The following is a 17530-nucleotide window of genomic DNA, read 5'->3' as shown; positions in this document are numbered from 1 at the left end:
TTATTAAGAAAGGTCGCGTTCTTTAATAGTAACCACCCGCTGCGGAAAGGGTATTTCTATCTCAGCGCTATTAATGGCTTTATAAACGCCTGCGTTAATAGCAAGCTTGGTTTCTATTATTTTGGTTGTAGGCACCCAATAGCGATAACTAATGGTTACGCCGCTATCGGCAAAGCGCTCTATGCCTACTTGAGAAATAGGGTTTTGAGCCACCTGATCATGAGCCTTTAATACTTCTTCAATAAGGCTAACAGCGGTATCAGCGCAGGCAGTATAGGCTATGTCTATTTCTCCTTTAACTAACGAGTAGCTAAACGAGTTGTGAATAATTTCACCCACTATGTGCTTGTTAGGAATAGTGATTTCTACTTTTTCTTCATCTATTAAAATGGTGTAACCCAGCTCAATTGTTTTTACTTGGCCACTGACCCCTTTTACTTCAATGGTATCGCCTACCACAAAAGGGCGCGTGGCAATAATAGCAAGGCCAGCGCCATAGTTTGAAAGCATCCCTTGTAAGGCCAAACCCGCACCCAGAGAAGCAGCACCTATAGCCGCTACAAAGGGGGTAACACTAATGCCTATTTTGCCAAGCGCTATCACTACAACCATCACAATAAGCAATACTTTTACCACGTTACTGACAAAGCTGGTAAGCGTGATATCGACATTATGACGAGCCATCAATTTAGCGACTAAATTTGAGAGTTTTTTAGCCACCCACAAACCTAGTATAAGAATAAAAACAGCACCCACAATTTGCATGCTGTAGGTAACTAAATACTCAGTGAGCATGGTGTAGTATTTTTCAAATTGTTCTATTTCAGAACTGATCATAGTGGGCTCTTTATATTGCGTAATTATTTTTTGCTAACTATAGCAAAGAGTTGACTAAAAAAGGATATAGCACGGGGACTATTATGGCGGTTAATAAAGCGCTTAAAGCCATAGCAACCGAGGAAAACGCGCCTATTTTTGGGTGCTCGTCCAGTGCTGCTGCGGTGCCTATAGCATGGCACGCAGTTCCCATTGCTATTCCTTGAGCTTGGTGGTTATTAACACCTATCCACTTAATGAGGATTAACCCAAAGAGCGCACCTAGTAAGCCAATAAATATAACTAATGCAGCGGCAAGAGAGCTAATCCCCCCTAAAGACTCAGTAACTATTAATGAAATAGGCGTAGTTACACTTAATGCAGCTACGGAGGCGCTTAAATTGGCGGGTACATCAAATAAAATACTTAAAATAAAAGCCACCACAGTGGCGTTAATAATGCCTAAGCTACACGTGCTTACTATTAACAGTAGATTTTTTCTGACATGTATAAACTGCTGATACAAAGGTAAGGCCAGTGCCACTATAGCAGGCTCTAATAGCCAACTAAGTAGTTGGCTATGCGTGGAAAAATCAGCATAAGGTAATTTTAAATTAACAAGAACTAAGGCAATAATCGCAATACTTAAAAACACCGGGTTGGTGAGCGACTTTACTATGCTGTGCTGCCAGTGTTTATTAAACGCTCTTAATAATAAAAACAGCAAAATAATAGCGGGAGTTGTTAAGTACCATAGTGTAAGGTGCAGCTCAGTCATTGTTATTTTTACCTTTAACATAGCCAACAACGCTGCTTACCAGTAAAAGCGTACTGGCAGGGACGAGCAAAATAACCAAAACCAAATAGGGCCAATGCAGCTTAATAAGTGCAATGTGCTCGATAAATCCTACCCCCGCGGGTATAAAAAATATTGGCATAATATTTAAAATAGGGGAGGCCGAGGGCTTAATATGGTGCTCTTTCACTACACCTAACAGTAATAAACTCAGTAAAATAACCATGCCAAGGAGCGGTGCAGGGAAGCTGCCACCAATTAAGTGCATTATTAATTTAGCACACCCTAAGCACAGTAAAATAATTGCACTGCTAAGCAAGTACTTCATGATAATGGCTCATTAATATAGAAAGAAATTAACGTTAGCAAATACGCACTATTATTAAATGCTAATTTAGTCTTACCAGCGCTTTGAATTTGCATAGCTTATATCTGTTTTCCCTTTTGCTTTGGCAATTGCTTTTTTAGTATTAGGATTGAGTAACAAGCGAATTTGGCTAAACGTTTCTTTAGCTAAAATTTGTCGTTGGTTTGTTGTGTAGCTTTTTTGAGTAACGCGCTTTATCGCTGCCAGTGTATCGGGGGAGCGTTCACGTAATATATTTAACATGCGCTGCGTGGCCTGTTCGGTATTGTCTGTAAGCTCTGTGACTAACCCCAGCTCGTAGGCCGTGTGTGCACTAATAGGATTGGCATGGCTTGCCAGCCACAGCGCTTGGTCGCGCTTTAATAAACCAGCAAGCACTACATTAGCGCCCATATCGGGGCATAGCCCCCAACGCGCTTCCATAATGGCCAGTTTTGCTTGGGTATCAACAACTCTATAGTCGGCGCCCAATGCTATTTGTAGCCCACCCCCTAAACAATTTCCGTTTATTTGCGCAATCACAGGTACGCTTAACGATTGCCAGCCCAGTACCACTTTTTGCGCTAGGTTTTGATTGCCAGGTAGCCATTTTAGCAACAGCCTAACAATGTTTAATGGTGAGGCCATCACTGCAGCCACATCAAGCCCTGAGCAAAAATGCTCACCATCACCTTTTATCACTACGGCGCGAACACTTTTATCTTTTTTTATACGTTTAATAGTGCTGTTTAATTGCATGAACATATCAAAGCTAAGTGCATTTTGTTTTTCTGCGCGGCTTAAAATAACGTTAGCAATGCCTTGTTGTATTTCTAGTTTTATCATTGCGCTCTCCTATTATTATGTGTTTGAGCTTATGATGTACGCCTTACTAAGTAAAGTAACGGTTTGTTTTATAATAAAAAATAAATTGAATTATTTTTAACTTTTTTAGTCAAAGCACTTTGAATCTTATTTAAGCTTAACTGCGCATGAGCTGGTAACAAAAAAGTCATTATTTTTAGCTGTTTTTTCTCAAAACACAGATGAGTTTTGATATTATGTGCGCACTTAAAATGCATTGAGGTTTTACCCATGTCAGGCCCACGTTTATATAGCGAAGAAGAAGTTACCCATCAAGCGTACGATATTTTTTTAGAGCTGGCGCCAAATAATCTTAGCGAACAAGATGTTGAAGACTTTAACGAATACCGAGAAGAACTTGGGTTTATTGAAGAGGGCGAGCCTGATGAGCAATGGCAAGACTTTGTAGCACTTGAAATAGAGCCGGAGTTATTTGTGCAAGTGCTAGTGGGGTTAGAGTTTGAAAACGAAGATGTGTTATTTGCAAAAATTTTAATTAGCCGTGATAAAGACGCGCCGTTTTGTCATATTTTGTGGAAAGAAACAGAGCACGCTGAGTAAGCAGTTTTGTTTGTATGTGCAAGAGAGTTTACCGTGCATAAGTATTTACTATTCGTGTTTTTAATAATGAGCAGCCGCTGTTGGGCTGTTGATCCATTTGAAGACTTTCATGAATATGGACAACTCTCTGATGAAGAAATTCACGAGCTACATAAAGGCGAAATGCTCTATGGCGATACTGAATTTGGCTTGATTTTAAGTAAGGGTAATACTAACTCTACCAGCTTTAAGTTTAGAGGAAATTTATACCAAGACTTCGAAAATTGGCGTAACCAATTTAAATTAGACACCTTGTATAAACGAGATCAAAACGAAGATACAGGGCAAACCGATGTAACGGCAGACCGTATTTTTGTCTCTGCACAGGGTAACTACAAAGTGGGCGTTAAAAACTCTTCATTTTTTATTTACGGTGACTACGAAGAAGATAAATTTAGTGGCCTAGATTACAAAAGTACAGTGGCTACAGGCTATGGAGCCAGAGTTTACCAAGGTGTAAAAAATAAAGTAGATATTGATATTGGCCCAGGTTTATATCGCTCCGTCGCTGATGATGAGTCAGAGGTAAGCGAAGAAGATGAAAACAAAACCGGTTATTTAGTTCGTATTGCAATGCAGTGGGAGCGTTTGGTATCAAAGCGCACGCGCTTTAATCAAGATGTGAGTATTGAGCAGTCTTTGTCGGGGTTAAATTCGCGTTTGAAGTCAGAAACCGCTTTGATTAGCCAAGTCATAGGTGCGGTATCGTTAAAGTTTGCCTACATGTATCGTTATAATTCAAAACCTGAAGACGATAACCTTAAATACGACTCAGAATTAAGCGCCACGTTGGTGTACAGTTTTTAATAACAAAGAGAGCGTTATGTATCAGCATAAACAATATGCGGTGTTTATATTTTTTGTTTTAGCATGGATAGGCGGCTTTGTAGCCTTAGCCTGGAACTTAATGGGCGCCGATGTGCCATTAATGGTATTTGCCGGTGTATTGGTTTTAGTCGGCTTTTTGTTTCATGGTTTAACCGTAAAAGTTGATGAGCAAACAATTAGTTGGGCTTTTGGCCCTGGCGTTGCGGGGCAACGATTAGCACTAGCTGACATAGTAGAGGCTAAAGCGGTGCAAAACTCTTACCGCCATGGTATTGGTATTCGTATTACGCATGATGGGTGGGTGTATTCTGTATCCGGGTTTAGTGCGCTACAGTTAACCTTAAAAGACGGTACTAAGTACCGAGTGGGAACAAACGATCAGCAAGGCTTATTACGTGCGCTTGAGGGTAAAATAACACCCAGTGAAACTCCTTTAGAGGAACCGGCGCCAATAAAAACCGCAACCTACAACAATATGTTATAAAAAAAGCGCCTTAGGCGCTTTTTTTATAAACGGCGGTATGATTAGTGAACGTGACCACAACCGCCTTCACCGTGCACGTGGCCGTGCGCAAGCTCTTCTTCGGTTGCTTCGCGCACCTCTAAAATTTCTACATCAAAATTAAGGGTAATACCCGAAAGCGGGTGGTTGCCATCAACTATAACGTCTTCATCTTGAATCTCGATAATCATCACAGATTGATCACCATCATCAGTCGACGCTCTAAATTGCATACCCACTTCAATCTCCATGCCATCAAACATCGACTTAGGCACCGCTTGCATTAGGTTATCGTGACGTTCGCCGTAGCCTTCTTCAGGTTCTACTTTTACATTTAATGTATCACCGGCTTGCTTGCCTTGGAGTGCATTTTCAAGCCCTGGGATTAAGTAGCCTGTGCCAATAATAAAAACCAGTGGCTCGCCATCAAAAGAGTTATCAATGGTATTGCCATCGTTATCCAGTACTGAATAATGCATTTTTACTACTGTGTTTGGTGCAACGATCATAGTCATTCCTATTTATTCATCTTCAAGAGAGTAAGGTAGAGGCAGAATGCTTAGCTCTACCTGAGGGGTGTGCTTTGCACGAAGTACGTGTGTACTTGGTGTATCGTTTGGCAGCACAACAAGGCCAAATATGGTTTGGCTATTTTCGTTATAGCTTTGGGCAATTAGTTTACCAGCGCGGCGCCAGTTTTCGCCCACTTGGGTTTCAAGCTCTGGCTCTTCAAGTAGGCCATCGCTTTTACCTGTAACAATATACATAGCGCGTTTGTTTTTACCTAGGTACTTCATACGGGCAACCGTTTCTTGGCCGGTGTAACAGCCTTTTTTAAAGCTAATGCCGTTAATCGCTTGAAGGTTTACCATTTGTGGTACGTATTCGCCAATGGCGTCACTATTTAATTGTGGCTCGCCCGCTTTTATAGCGGCTTCTTGCCATAGTGCGCAGTTATCTAATGTAGACACATCATCTGGCATACTAAATTGGCTATCAACCATTAGTAAAACGCGATTTGGCGCTAACTTAAGGGCTTTACCACTTGGGAAATCACAGGCCGTTTGGTCATCAGAAAAACGAATATCAAGTTTTTCTAGTACTGGGGTTAAATCGTCACTGATCAACCCGATTAATCTGTTCGTAGAAACATCAATATCTACTTTGGCAAACACAGCGTATTTTTTTAGCTCACTGAGCGACTTCTCTACCTCAGGCTGTGAACCTGCTAAGTAGTAGCTATCTTGGTGAGAAAATAATTTAAACACACCCCACAACTTGCCTTTGGCACTGCAGTGACCAGCCCATAAATAATTGCTGTTAGATAGTTTATTGAGATCTTGAGTGATTTGTCCGTGAAGATAAGACAATTTATCCGCACCGGTTAGGCTAATAAGTTGGTGAGATAACGGACATGCATAAACGCTCGACATAAAAACCTTCTGTGCAATACAAATGAGTAGACATAATAACGCAGTTATAACCTAGGGTACAGCAACGAAGGCGGGCAGTTTTTTATTATTTGAACACAGATTAATAGCTGCTAATTAGGCGGGTATTTGTTAAACTCGGGACAATTAAGTATGAGGTTTAAAATGACTGAAATTCATAGTAAAGCACGTATACGCTGGGCTTGTCGCCGCGGCATGTTAGAGTTAGATGTTTTGTTTATGCCATTTGTAGAGCAGGCGTATGATTCGTTAAATGCACAGCAACAGGCTGTATTTCAGCGTTTGCTAACCCAAGAAGACCCTGATTTATTTGCATGGTTTATGGGCCATGAAGAGTGTAAAGATGCTGAGCTTAATACCATGGTATCGCTAATTTTAGACCGAGTTCGTGTATAGGTTTACAGTAGTAAATAATAAAGCAGAGCAGCGGCCTGTGGTGCTGTTTTTCTGCTTATTAAGTGTGGTATTGGGGCTTTATTTAAGCTCTTTTTTTAGCATTGTTGTTTGTATAACTGTAAATGCAATTGCGCTTTGCTGGGTATGGCAAAAAATAGTGGCCATTCACCCTGAAAGTGGCGTTATTATTTTAGAGCCTAAGCAAATACGCTTCGAAAACGAAAGTTTAAAAGTTCAGGGGCAAATAACCCCTAAAACAAAAATATTAAATACCAGTGTGTGGTTACACATTAAAGGTTTTAATAAACGCCAATGGCTTATTATTTCAGCTAATGGCGTAAATAAGCAAAGCTACGCACGTTTAAAGCGCGCAGCATTGATTGCCATTAATGGCGAGGTGGAATCAAAATAGTGGGTGTTGGGTTTTCATTTTGCTCAGGGTAGTCAATCGTATAGTGAAGGCCACGGCTTTCTTTACGCTGCATTGCACTTCTAATTATAAGCTCGGCTACTTGTACTAAATTACGAAGCTCCAATAAGTTATTACTTACTCTAAAGTTTGCGTAATAATCATGTATTTCTTGTTGTAATAACTCAACACGGTGCAGTGCTCGTTCTAGGCGTTTAGTTGAGCGCACAATGCCTACATAATCCCACATAAATAACCGCAGTTCGTGCCAGTTATGGGTAATAACAATTTCTTCATCAGAATTACTGACTCGGCTTTCATCCCAGCTTGGCAGCGCAAGTGGTGCTGGCGCATGCTCAAGTTTACTTAAAATAGCTTTAGCTGCAGCGTGTGCAAATACAATGCACTCTAATAATGAATTGCTCGCCATACGGTTAGCGCCGTGCAAACCTGTGTAGGCTACTTCGCCTACAGCGTATAAGTTATCTAAATCGGTTTTACCGTTAAAGTCGCTCATTACACCGCCACACGTATAATGCGCGGCAGGAACAACCGGGATGGCTTCTTTGGTTATATCAAGCCCTACACTTAAACACTTTGCGTAAATAGTAGGGAAGTGCTCAATGATAAAGTCTTTATCTTTGTGGCTAATATCTAGGTATACACAATTTGCACCTAAACGCTTCATTTCAAAGTCGATAGCACGGGCTACTATGTCGCGCGGTGCCAGCTCTTCTCTATCGTCAAAGTCTTTCATAAAGCGAGTGCCGTCGGGGCGCTTTAAATACGCTCCTTCACCGCGCATAGCTTCGGTAATTAAGAAGTTTTGTAGCTCTGGATGATAAAGGCTTGTGGGGTGAAACTGGTTAAATTCCATATTGGCTACCCTACAGCCTGCACGCCACGCCATGGCAATACCGTCACCGCTAGATACATCAGGGTTTGAAGTGTACAAATACACCTTGCTTGCCCCCCCTGTTGCGAGCGCTACAAATTTAGCTGAAATAGTTTCTACTTTTTTTGCTTTTTTATTCCACACGTACATGCCATGAATATGCGAACCCGGCTTACCTAAGCTTTTATCACTAATCAAGTCGATGGCGTTGTATTGCTCGAGCAAGGTAATGTTTTTATGCGCTTTAACTTGGCTAATTAACGTGGTTTGTACGGCCTTACCAGTGGCATCGGCTGCATGTAAAATACGGCGATGGCTGTGTCCGCCTTCGCGGGTTAAATGAAAGCGCTCTTTTCCTTTGCTATCAAACTCCATGTCAAAAGGAACGCCTTGCTCAATGAGCCATTGTAAACACTGATGCGCATTACTTGCAGTATAATGCACAGCTTCTCGGTCACATAAACCACCGCCGGCATCAAGGGTATCTTCAACATGTGATTCTATGCTGTCGTTTTTTTTATCAAATACTGCGGCAATCCCGCCTTGTGCATACAGTGTAGAGCCTTCGGTGAGGGCACCTTTACTGATCACAGTAACATTACAATAGTTAGCTAAAGACAATGCAAGAGATAAGCCCGCCGCGCCGCTACCGATAATAGCGACATCAGCAATATGATGTTTATTTTGGTTCATGTCAGAGGTACTTTGCGGTTACAATGCTCAAATTAGAGCAATATTTGTTTTTAATAGTGTAGTTGTATCATATTTGTCATATTACTACGTAGTGATTTTAATGGCTTAGCGCCGTTATTTACGACTATTTTATAAAAAAATAATATTAAGCAGAACTTTTTATTCATAAAGAGGTCAGAGTATTTGTGAACAATGGCGACACTATGAATAACCAGCAAGAATTAAACAGAGGAGTACCGGCTCGAATGAGCGAGCAGGAATTAGATTTAGCGCTTGTAAAAAGGGTCCAGCAAGGAGATAAAAACGCCTTCAACCTATTAGTAAAGAAGTATCAGAACAAAATTGCAGGGTTAATTTCACGTTATGTGTCTAATCAAGGCGATATTGCAGATGTAGCACAAGAGGCATTTATTAAGGCCTACCGTGCACTTCCAAACTTTAGAGGTGATAGTGCCTTTTATACGTGGTTATACCGTATTGCCGTTAATTGTGCTAAAAATTATTTAGTAGCTCAGGGCCGTAAACCGCCAGCAAACGATATAGACGCTGAAGATGCCGAGTTTTATGACGGTGCGGATTCGATGCGTTCAAACGCATCGCCTGAAAACTTACTGTTAAGCGACGAAGTACGCGCTGTTATTTTTAATACGATTGATAGTTTGCCTGAAGACCTTAAAACCGCGATTACCCTAAGAGAAATCGAAGGGATGAGCTATGAAGAAATAGCCGTGGTAATGGATTGCCCTGTTGGGACAGTACGTTCGCGTATTTTTAGAGCCCGAGAAGCAATAGATAATAAATTAAACCCATTAATAGGCGAGTCTTAGTATGACAAAAGCACACGTTAACAAGTTGGATAGCGAAACGTTATCAGCATTACTTGACGGCGAACAACACCTTGCAGAGGGTAAAATTTCTGATCAGGATGTTGCTACGTTTGGTCGATATGCGCTAATTGGTGATGCGATGCGTGCTCAAAAAAATAACAACGACATACACATCGATATAAGCGATAACATCGCCTTAGCACTTGAAAGTGAGCCTGTGTATGCCGATTTCACCCAATCGACAGCAAACAAAGCGCCTGATACCGAGCACAGTGAAGCGCAGCAAGATAACAAAGTAGTGGCGTTTAATTGGCGCAAGCCGGTTGCACAACTTGCTATTGCTGCAAGCGTAGCTATGTTTGCCATTGTTGGCGTAAATACCTTGCCGCAAGGTGCGGGCGAGCAAGAAAGCGAAATTCCGCTTTTACAAACTACCCCATTAACAGGTATGGCATCACCGGTGAGTTATTCTTCAGAACCTGCTCTTGAAAACGCTGAGCAAGGTTTACGCGAATTACAGCAACAACGCATTGGCGCGTTAGTTTTAGAGCATCAACGTCAAGCACGTGTTGCACACTCTTTGCAAACAGCGCAAAATAGTGACAAAGCGCAAGAGGAAAAAAACTAATTAAATGAAAGTAATCACTTTTGTTCTGTCGTTAGTATTAAGTTTTAATGTTTTTGCTAACGACACAAATCCCGCCAAAGATTTATTACTAAACATGGCGAATGCAGTGCATACCCGTAATTTTGACGCCTCTTTTGTGGTGGTAAAGGGTAAAGCCATGGAACCTTACCGTTGGGTGCATGCAAAGCAAGGTGAAACAGAGCTTGAGCATTTAAGTTTACTTAATGGCGCGGGCTTAGAAATGGTGAGAATTAACGACCAAGTAACCTACTTTGAACCGCAATCGCAGCCATATTCTATAAATACAGACTCCATTGCTGGGCCAATACCTGAAGTATTATTTAAAGATATTGAAGCGCTAAGCAGCCAATATGATTTTGTGCTAGGTGGTAAAGGCCGTATTGCAGGGCGAGCGGCGCAACTGGTGAGAATAGAATCAAAAGATGAATACAAATATAACTATTGGATATGGCTTGATACAGAGTCATCGCTGTTATTAAAAGCCGCTTATGTTAACCACCAAGGTGAAGCATTAGAGCAGCTACAGTTAACCCATATTAGCGTAACAGAGCAACCAGCACCGATGATTTTAGAAGTGCTCAACCGTAATTTTCCAACGCCGTTACCAGGTAACGCACTGGAAGGTGAAAAAAGTAATGCCACAAACTGGCGCATTGGTTGGTTACCTAATGGCTTTAAATTACTAAAATCAGACCGCCATAAACTTGATTTAAATAACGAACTTACTGACTATTATTTATATTCTGATGGGTTTGTTGAAATTTCAGTTTTTGTACAGCGCCCCTTACCAGGTCGCCGCTTAAGCGGATCATTAACTTCTGGCGCAACGACAATTTATGTGCATAATGGCGGAAACTTTGATGTATCCGTTGTTGGTAATGTGCCAAGCCAAACCGCAAAGGCAATTGCTGAGTCAGTGACTCGCGCATTATAAACAATTCGTAAGGGTTGTTATGATTGAACAAACACTTACAGTGGTTGCCCTAGATGGCACCACTGCCCACTTAGAAGCCCAGCAAAAAAAAGCCTGCGAAGGGTGTAATGGCCGCTGTGGCTCGCAAGTCTTTGCCAAACTCTTTGGTAGCGATAAAAAAACCTTTCCATATCAATTTGATACTCCTGTAGAAGTGGGCCAAAAAGTAACGCTTTCATTAGATGATTCGCATTTAGTCAAACATGCTTTTGCTGTATACATGCTGCCTTTATTTTTAGGATTAACGCTTGCGTTTATTAGTGCCGAATTACTACTTTTAGCGCAGGGATGGCAAATATTATTCGCCGCTTTGGGTGGTGTAGGTGGTTACTTTTTAGCTAAAAGCAAAGTAAAAACACTCAGGCATGATGTAAAAGTGATAAAAATTCATCCAATTAGCCTTCCTTTAACGCAAATAGATGGTGATTAAGGCCAATTAAATGTAAAATTGCCGTTTTATACCAGAGTAACTTGGAAATACAGGGTAAAAAGGCAATCAAAAATTTGATTATCTAAAGCGCATTTAGCCACTTATATAGCACTTATACCCAATAAGTATTTTCAAGTCACTCAGGTGTTCGTACTTAGCCTATTAAAATAGAAGTTTAGAATCCAGTTTATGAAGCATATCCGTAATTTTTCGATCATCGCCCATATTGACCATGGTAAATCGACCCTTTCAGATCGTTTGATCCAGGTTTGTGGTGGCTTAACAGACCGCGAAATGCAAAAGCAAGTGTTAGATTCAATGGACATCGAGCGTGAGCGCGGTATTACCATTAAAGCGCAAAGTGTAACGCTTAACTACACTGCTAACGATGGCGAAACCTACCAACTTAACTTTATCGATACACCAGGGCACGTTGACTTTACTTATGAAGTTTCTCGTTCTTTAGCGGCATGTGAAGGTGCGCTTTTAGTTGTTGATGCCGGACAAGGTGTTGAAGCACAAACGCTGGCAAACTGTTATACCGCCATCGAAATGGATTTAGAAGTAATCCCTGTTTTAAATAAAATAGATTTACCGCAAGCCGATCCGCTTCGTGTAGCAGAAGAAATTGAAGACATTATTGGTATTGATGCCCTAGACGCTGTGCAATGTAGTGCAAAAACTGGTGTTGGTATTGCTGAAGTACTTGAAATGATTGTAAAGGATATTCCACCACCGGTAGGTGAAAAAGATCAACCTTTGCAGGCGCTTATTATTGACTCGTGGTTTGACCCATACCAAGGTGTTGTATCACTAGTGCGTATTAAGCACGGTGAACTACGTGCCGGCGACAAAATAAAAATAATGTCGAACGAGCAAGTACATACAGCTGATCACGTGGGTATTTTTACCCCTAAACAAACCAACACGGGTATTTTACGTACCGGCGAAGTAGGGTTTGTTATTGCCGGTATTAAAGAAATACACGGCGCCCCAGTTGGCGATACGATTACGCATCAAAAAAATGCGGCACCAGCGCGTTTACCAGGCTTTCAAAAAATTAAGCCACAAGTATATGCAGGTATGTTCCCAATTGCCTCTGATGATTATGAATCGTTCCGCGATGCACTTAATAAACTAAGCTTAAATGATGCGTCGTTATTTTTTGAACCTGAAAATTCAACAGCACTGGGTTTTGGTTTCCGCTGTGGCTTTTTAGGTATGCTACACATGGAAATTATTCAAGAGCGTTTAGAGCGTGAATACGATATTGATTTAATTACCACGGCACCTACTGTAATCTACGAAGTAGTAACCAAAGAAGGTACAAGTCAAATTGATAACCCATCTGACTTACCAGCAGTTAATGATATTGTTGAAATCCGCGAACCAGTAGTAGAGGCAAACATACTTGTACCGCAAGAGTTTTTAGGTAGCGTTATTACTCTGTGTGTAGAAAAGCGTGGTATGCAAACTAAAATGAGTTATCACGGCAAGCAAGTCGCTGTAACTTATGAGCTACCTATGGCTGAAGTGGTTATGGACTTTTTTGATAAATTAAAGTCAACCAGTCGTGGTTTTGCATCGCTTGATTACAACTTTAAGCACTTTCAAACATCAGACATGGTACGTGTTGATATACTTATCAATGGTGAACGTGTTGATGCGCTCGCTATAATTGTTCACCGCGACAGTGCACAATCACGCGGCCGCCAACTTGCTGATGCGTTAAAAGAGCTTATTCCGCGTCAAATGTTTGATATTGCGATTCAAGCTGCAATAGGACAACATGTTATTGCCCGTACCACGGTTAAGCAATTACGTAAAAATGTAATCGCTAAGTGTTACGGTGGTGACGTGAGCCGTAAGAAAAAGCTACTGCAAAAGCAAAAAGATGGTAAAAAACGAATGAAGCAATTGGGTAACGTAGAAGTACCGCAAGAAGCGTTTCTAGCTATTTTGAAAGTTGGTAAATAAAAACAAAGGATTATAGATGGCTGGTTATTTCTCAGTTTTATTGGTGTTATTAACGTTAGGCTCAGGTTTAATATGGTTAATTGACCACCTAATGTATGCGCCAAAAAGGCAAGAGCGTTTGGCGCTTGCCCAAACATCTGCCGGTGGCCAGCTTGATGAAGAAACAACGGCGTTAATTGCACCTGAGCCGGCAATTACAGAAACTGCAAAATCGATTTTTCCGATGATTGCAGCTATTACTATTTTTAGGTCGTTTATTTTTGAGCCTTTTCAAATACCGTCAGGTTCAATGATGCCAACCCTGTTGGTAGGCGACTTTATTTTAGTACAAAAGTACTCGTACGGGATTAAAGACCCAGTATGGCGTAGCCAGCTTGTAGATGTAGGCGAGCCTGAACGCGGCGATATTGTTGTTTTTAAATACCCGTTAGATGAGCGAGTAGATTATATAAAACGTGCTATTGGTTTACCGGGCGATAAAATTGTTTATCGTGATAAGCGTTTATATATTCAACCTAATTGTAAAGAAGGCGAGACCCAGCAGGGTGACCTACTTTGTAATGAGTTTAATAAAATTGATTTTAAATTAATTAACGATAATGAGTTTAAACAAGGCCAAATGTCGCTTGCCCGAGTAAATGAAGATTTAACGACACTCAAGCACGACATTTTAATCAACCCACGCGCACCTGAACGTAAAGGGCGTTACTATCAGCAACCAGGGACTCCTTCTGATGAATGGACTGTACCAGCTGATCATTATTTTATGATGGGTGATAACCGCGACAACAGCCAAGATAGTCGCTTTTGGGGCTTTGTACCAAAAGAAAACTTGGTGGGTAAAGCTGTCTTTATATGGATGAGTTTTGAATTTGAGAATGGCCCAGATGATGTTTTACCAGGATGGGTTCCAACTGGTGTTCGTTTTGAACGCCTAGGTAATATTCAGTAACAATGAAAAAAAATGTAACAGAATTATATAAACGAATTGGCTACGAATTTGCTGATCAAGGTTTACTTGAGCAGGCAATGACGCACCGCAGTCATAAAGGTCAACACAACGAACGCTTAGAGTTTTTAGGCGATTCAATTTTGAGCTTTGTTATTGCCAATGCTTTGTACGACAAATTTCCAAAAGCGCGTGAAGGCGATTTAAGCCGTATGCGCTCTACGCTTGTGCGTGGCCAAACACTTGCTGAATTTGGGCTAGAGTTTGGTTTAGGTGACTACTTGCGCCTTGGGCCGGGTGAGTTAAAAAGCGGTGGTTTTCGTCGTGAATCAACATTAGCTGATGCTGTAGAAGCCATTATAGGGGCTGTGTTTTTAGACTCAAACATAGACCGCTGTGGCGAGCTGATTTTAGCGTGGTACGAATCTCGACTTGATGCTATTTCACCAGGGCTTAATCAAAAAGATCCTAAGACCCTGCTGCAAGAGTATCTACAAGCGCGTAAGTTATCTTTACCGGGCTACACCGTTGTTGATACCAAAGGTCAAGCGCACAATCAAACGTTCACGGTTGAATGTATAGTTGAAGGTATGGATAGCATTATTTCTGTTGGTAGCTCGCGCCGTAAAGCCGAACAAAAAGCTGCCGAAAAAGCATTGAAGATACTAAAAAATGAATCTTGATACCTTAATACAGCCTCATGAAGGTGATATTGATACGTTTTGTGGCATGGTTGCCATTGTTGGCCGCCCTAATGTAGGTAAATCAACATTGCTTAATGAAATCATTGAGCAAAAAGTAAGTATTACCTCGCGCAAGCCACAAACAACTCGCCACCGTATTATGGGTATTCATACAGAAGGGCAACACCAAGCTGTTTATATTGATACGCCGGGCTTACACGTTGAAGAAAAGCGCGCTATTAACCGCTTAATGAATCGTGCTGCATCGAGCTCAATTGGTGATGTAGAGCTTATTATTTTTGTTGTTGAGGGCACTCACTGGAATGCCGATGACGAAATGGTACTTAATAAAGTATCGCAAAGTGGTAAGCCTGTTTTACTTGTTATTAATAAAATAGACCAAGTAAAAGACCGCGACTTAGTATTACCGCATATGAAAATGCTTGGCGACAAATTTGATTTTGTGGGCATTATGCCGGTATCGGCAACGCAAGGTAAAAACGTTGATTTAATTAAAGCCGAAGTAACTAAACGCTTACCACCGTGCGAATTTTACTTTCCTGATGACTATGTAACCGACCGCTCAATGCGTTTTATGGCGGCAGAAGTTATTCGTGAAAAGCTAATGCGCTTTATGGGCGAAGAGCTGCCGTATTCTGTTACTGTAGAAATTGAGCAGTTTAAATGGCAAGAAAACGGTGTTTGGCATATCAACGGGTTAATTCTTGTTGAGCGTGAAACCCAAAAACGCATGGTAATAGGTAACAAAGGCGAAAAGCTTAAAGTGATTGGCCGTGAAGCCCGTAAAGACCTTGAAGAAATGCTCGATAACAAAGTGTTTTTAGAGCTTTGGGTTAAAGTTAAATCGGGTTGGGCAGATGATGAACGTGCCTTAAGAAGTTTAGGCTATGGCGAAGATTAACCAGCATTTAGCCAACTAATATGGATAGCGACTTCTACACAGCGTACCTATTACATCGGCGTCCTTATAGCGACTCCCAAGTAATGCTCGATATGCTGGTAGAAGGCGTAGGCCAGCTTAGAATGCTAGCCAGAGTGAGTGGTCGCCAGGCCACTAAACACAAAGCACAATTGCAGCCTTTCCAGGCACTGCTTGTTCATTACAGTGGCAAGTACGATTTAAAATACATTAATAAATTTGAGCTACATGGTAATCCTTTATATTTAACAAAGGATAAGCTTTACTGTGGCTTTTATTTAAATGAGCTGACTAACCGCATTGTGCCGGTAAACGAGCCACTTGAACAAGTGTTTGAGCTCTACAAAACTCACCTAGAGAACTTAAATAGCGATGTCGATTTACAATCGGTGCTGCGCTCATACGAATTTCAACTATTAGAGTTGTTGGGCTATGGCGTCGACTTTAGCTTTGATGCCAGTGGTGAGCCAATTGATGAAAGACAAACGTATAGTTACTTTCCTGAGTTGGGTTTTTTGATGCAACAAGATACGCGCTCAGGGTTTAGCGGCGCGCAGCTCAAAGCGATTGCTAATCATGATTTTAGCCAAAGCGATGTACTCTATATGGCAAAACAATTAAGCCGTTATTTACTAAAACCTTTACTGGGTAATAAACCATTAAAAAGCCGTGAATTATTTATGGCCTCTCAATAAACATATTTTACAGGTAACAAAATGAAAGACATTCTTTTAGGCGTAAACGTTGATCATATTGCAACGCTTCGCCAAGCGCGTGGTACATCATACCCAGACCCAGCACATGCAGCCAGTGTGGCAGAGCACGCCGGTGCAGATGGTATTACTATTCATTTGCGTGAAGACCGCCGCCATATTCAAGACCGCGATGTGTACGTAATGGCTAAAACGATTCAAACGCGTATGAATCTTGAAACGGCGGTTACGGATGAAATGATTAATATTGCCCTTGAAGTAAAGCCTGAGTACGTATGTTTAGTACCTGAAAAACGTGAAGAGCTTACGACCGAAGGCGGCCTAGATGTGGCTGGTAACGTAGATAAAATTAAAGCGGCCACTAAAACACTAACTGATGCGGGTATTAAAGTGTCATTATTTATTGACGCCGATAAAGCACAGTTAGATGCAGCTAAAGCGTGTGGTGCACCGTATGTAGAAATTCATACCGGCGCGTATGCAGATGCCACTAATGATGAAGATTTACACAAAGAGCTTGAGCACATACGAGAGGGTGTAAAATACGCGGCGAGCTTAGGCTTAATTGTAAATGCAGGGCATGGCCTTCATTATCATAACGTAAAACCTATTGCTGCAATGCCTGAAATTTATGAGCTTAACATTGGCCACGCTATTATTGCGCGCGCAGCTATTGATGGCCTTGAAAAAGCAGTACGCGACATGAAACGCCTCATGATTGAGGCAAGGTTATAAATTTAACCCCATGGTGGCACCATTTCATAGAAATACTTAATTAAGTAAAATGGTATTA

At 41.3% G+C, this 17530-nt stretch carries 22 protein-coding genes; 15 read left to right on the top strand and 7 right to left on the bottom strand.

Features of this window, described 5'->3' with window-relative positions:
• Positions 1 to 3 precede the first annotated feature (3 nt).
• The 4 genes from PSH48_RS11150 to PSH48_RS11135 all read right to left on the bottom strand — a co-directional run bounded on the left by PSH48_RS11150 (position 4) and on the right by PSH48_RS11135 (position 2804).
• Positions 4 to 837 (bottom strand): mechanosensitive ion channel family protein, encoded by an 834-nt coding sequence (locus tag PSH48_RS11150; RefSeq protein WP_029774567.1) that lies wholly within the window; start codon positions 835 to 837, stop codon positions 4 to 6.
• Positions 838 to 874: 37 nt separating this feature from the next.
• Entirely contained in the window at positions 875 to 1594 is a 720-nt protein-coding gene (locus PSH48_RS11145; RefSeq protein ID WP_273611578.1) for an LrgB family protein, read from the bottom strand.
• On the bottom strand, positions 1587 to 1940 hold the full coding sequence (locus PSH48_RS11140) for a CidA/LrgA family protein (RefSeq protein WP_004586211.1): 354 nt from the start codon (positions 1938 to 1940) through the stop codon (positions 1587 to 1589). The genes PSH48_RS11145 and PSH48_RS11140 overlap by 8 nt, the downstream gene beginning before the upstream one ends.
• 72 nt (positions 1941 to 2012) lie before the next feature.
• Positions 2013 to 2804 carry a crotonase/enoyl-CoA hydratase family protein gene (locus PSH48_RS11135; protein ID WP_273611577.1) on the bottom strand — a complete coding sequence of 264 codons (792 nt, stop codon included), beginning with the start codon at positions 2802 to 2804 and terminating at the stop codon, positions 2013 to 2015.
• Positions 2805 to 3053: 249 nt separating this feature from the next.
• Between PSH48_RS11135 and PSH48_RS11130 the strand changes: the two genes are divergently transcribed.
• From PSH48_RS11130 to PSH48_RS11120, 3 genes are all read left to right on the top strand, one after another.
• The gene (locus tag PSH48_RS11130; protein WP_004586214.1) at positions 3054 to 3383 is read left to right on the top strand and encodes an HI1450 family dsDNA-mimic protein; all 330 of its coding nucleotides are present in this window, start codon (positions 3054 to 3056) and stop codon (positions 3381 to 3383) included.
• 66 nt (positions 3384 to 3449) lie between these two features.
• On the top strand, positions 3450 to 4229 hold the full coding sequence (locus PSH48_RS11125) for a DUF481 domain-containing protein (RefSeq protein ID WP_276537847.1): 780 nt from the start codon (positions 3450 to 3452) through the stop codon (positions 4227 to 4229).
• Between the two features lie 16 nt (positions 4230 to 4245).
• Positions 4246 to 4734: a hypothetical protein gene (locus PSH48_RS11120; protein ID WP_004586216.1), complete on the top strand. Its 489-nt coding sequence runs from the start codon at positions 4246 to 4248 to the stop codon at positions 4732 to 4734.
• A gap of 41 nt (positions 4735 to 4775) precedes the next feature.
• Here the strand turns inward: PSH48_RS11120 and PSH48_RS11115 are convergent, their stop codons facing one another.
• Together PSH48_RS11115 and ygfZ are read right to left on the bottom strand one after the other, a co-directional pair.
• A complete protein-coding gene (locus PSH48_RS11115; protein ID WP_273611576.1) occupies positions 4776 to 5261 on the bottom strand; it encodes an FKBP-type peptidyl-prolyl cis-trans isomerase in 486 nt (161 codons plus the stop codon).
• A 12-nt stretch (positions 5262 to 5273) separates the two neighbouring features.
• Entirely contained in the window at positions 5274 to 6185 is a 912-nt protein-coding gene (ygfZ, locus tag PSH48_RS11110) for a CAF17-like 4Fe-4S cluster assembly/insertion protein YgfZ (RefSeq protein WP_256851215.1), read from the bottom strand.
• A 162-nt stretch (positions 6186 to 6347) separates the two neighbouring features.
• Here ygfZ and PSH48_RS11105 point away from each other — a divergent pair, with 162 nt between their 5' ends.
• Both PSH48_RS11105 and PSH48_RS11100 read left to right on the top strand, forming a co-directional pair.
• Complete coding sequence (locus tag PSH48_RS11105) at positions 6348 to 6599, top strand: FAD assembly factor SdhE (RefSeq protein WP_004586219.1); 252 nt, start codon at positions 6348 to 6350, stop codon at positions 6597 to 6599.
• Positions 6592 to 7011 (top strand): hypothetical protein, encoded by a 420-nt coding sequence (locus PSH48_RS11100; protein ID WP_085065394.1) that lies wholly within the window; start codon positions 6592 to 6594, stop codon positions 7009 to 7011. The genes PSH48_RS11105 and PSH48_RS11100 overlap by 8 nt, the downstream gene beginning before the upstream one ends.
• Here PSH48_RS11100 and nadB read toward each other — a convergent pair.
• On the bottom strand, positions 6986 to 8596 hold the full coding sequence (nadB, locus tag PSH48_RS11095; protein ID WP_273611575.1) for an L-aspartate oxidase: 1611 nt from the start codon (positions 8594 to 8596) through the stop codon (positions 6986 to 6988). The genes PSH48_RS11100 and nadB overlap by 26 nt on opposite strands.
• A 245-nt stretch (positions 8597 to 8841) precedes the next feature.
• Between nadB and rpoE the strand changes: the two genes are divergently transcribed.
• The 10 genes from rpoE (at position 8842) to pdxJ (ending at position 17472) form a co-directional block, all read left to right on the top strand.
• On the top strand, positions 8842 to 9423 hold the full coding sequence (rpoE, locus tag PSH48_RS11090; RefSeq protein WP_004586222.1) for an RNA polymerase sigma factor RpoE: 582 nt from the start codon (positions 8842 to 8844) through the stop codon (positions 9421 to 9423).
• A gap of 1 nt (position 9424) precedes the next feature.
• Positions 9425 to 10051, top strand: coding sequence for a sigma-E factor negative regulatory protein (locus PSH48_RS11085; RefSeq protein ID WP_024033083.1), 627 nt, complete (start codon positions 9425 to 9427; stop codon positions 10049 to 10051).
• 4 nt (positions 10052 to 10055) lie between these two features.
• Complete coding sequence (locus tag PSH48_RS11080) at positions 10056 to 11006, top strand: MucB/RseB C-terminal domain-containing protein (RefSeq protein ID WP_054982697.1); 951 nt, start codon at positions 10056 to 10058, stop codon at positions 11004 to 11006.
• Between the two features lie 19 nt (positions 11007 to 11025).
• Positions 11026 to 11475, top strand: a complete 450-nt coding sequence (locus PSH48_RS11075) for a SoxR reducing system RseC family protein (protein ID WP_004586225.1) — start codon at positions 11026 to 11028, stop codon at positions 11473 to 11475.
• 189 nt (positions 11476 to 11664) lie between these two features.
• On the top strand, positions 11665 to 13452 hold the full coding sequence (gene lepA / locus PSH48_RS11070; RefSeq protein WP_004586226.1) for a translation elongation factor 4: 1788 nt from the start codon (positions 11665 to 11667) through the stop codon (positions 13450 to 13452).
• A gap of 16 nt (positions 13453 to 13468) precedes the next feature.
• The gene (gene lepB / locus PSH48_RS11065; RefSeq protein ID WP_273611574.1) at positions 13469 to 14404 is read left to right on the top strand and encodes a signal peptidase I; all 936 of its coding nucleotides are present in this window, start codon (positions 13469 to 13471) and stop codon (positions 14402 to 14404) included.
• Positions 14405 to 14406: 2 nt separating this feature from the next.
• Positions 14407 to 15084, top strand: coding sequence for a ribonuclease III (rnc, locus tag PSH48_RS11060; protein WP_004586228.1), 678 nt, complete (start codon positions 14407 to 14409; stop codon positions 15082 to 15084).
• Positions 15074 to 16006 carry a GTPase Era gene (gene era / locus PSH48_RS11055; protein WP_004586229.1) on the top strand — a complete coding sequence of 311 codons (933 nt, stop codon included), beginning with the start codon at positions 15074 to 15076 and terminating at the stop codon, positions 16004 to 16006. The genes rnc and era overlap by 11 nt, the downstream gene beginning before the upstream one ends.
• A 20-nt stretch (positions 16007 to 16026) precedes the next feature.
• Positions 16027 to 16719, top strand: coding sequence for a DNA repair protein RecO (gene recO, locus PSH48_RS11050; RefSeq protein WP_024033080.1), 693 nt, complete (start codon positions 16027 to 16029; stop codon positions 16717 to 16719).
• Positions 16720 to 16740: 21 nt separating this feature from the next.
• Positions 16741 to 17472 (top strand): pyridoxine 5'-phosphate synthase, encoded by a 732-nt coding sequence (gene pdxJ / locus PSH48_RS11045; RefSeq protein ID WP_004586231.1) that lies wholly within the window; start codon positions 16741 to 16743, stop codon positions 17470 to 17472.
• The last annotated feature ends 58 nt before the right edge of the window (positions 17473 to 17530 follow it).

The sequence above is a fragment of the Pseudoalteromonas sp. Angola-4 genome (assembly GCF_028599265.1).
Lineage (GTDB): Bacteria > Pseudomonadota > Gammaproteobacteria > Enterobacterales > Alteromonadaceae > Pseudoalteromonas > Pseudoalteromonas atlantica.
This window is presented reverse-complemented; position numbering and strand designations above follow the sequence as displayed.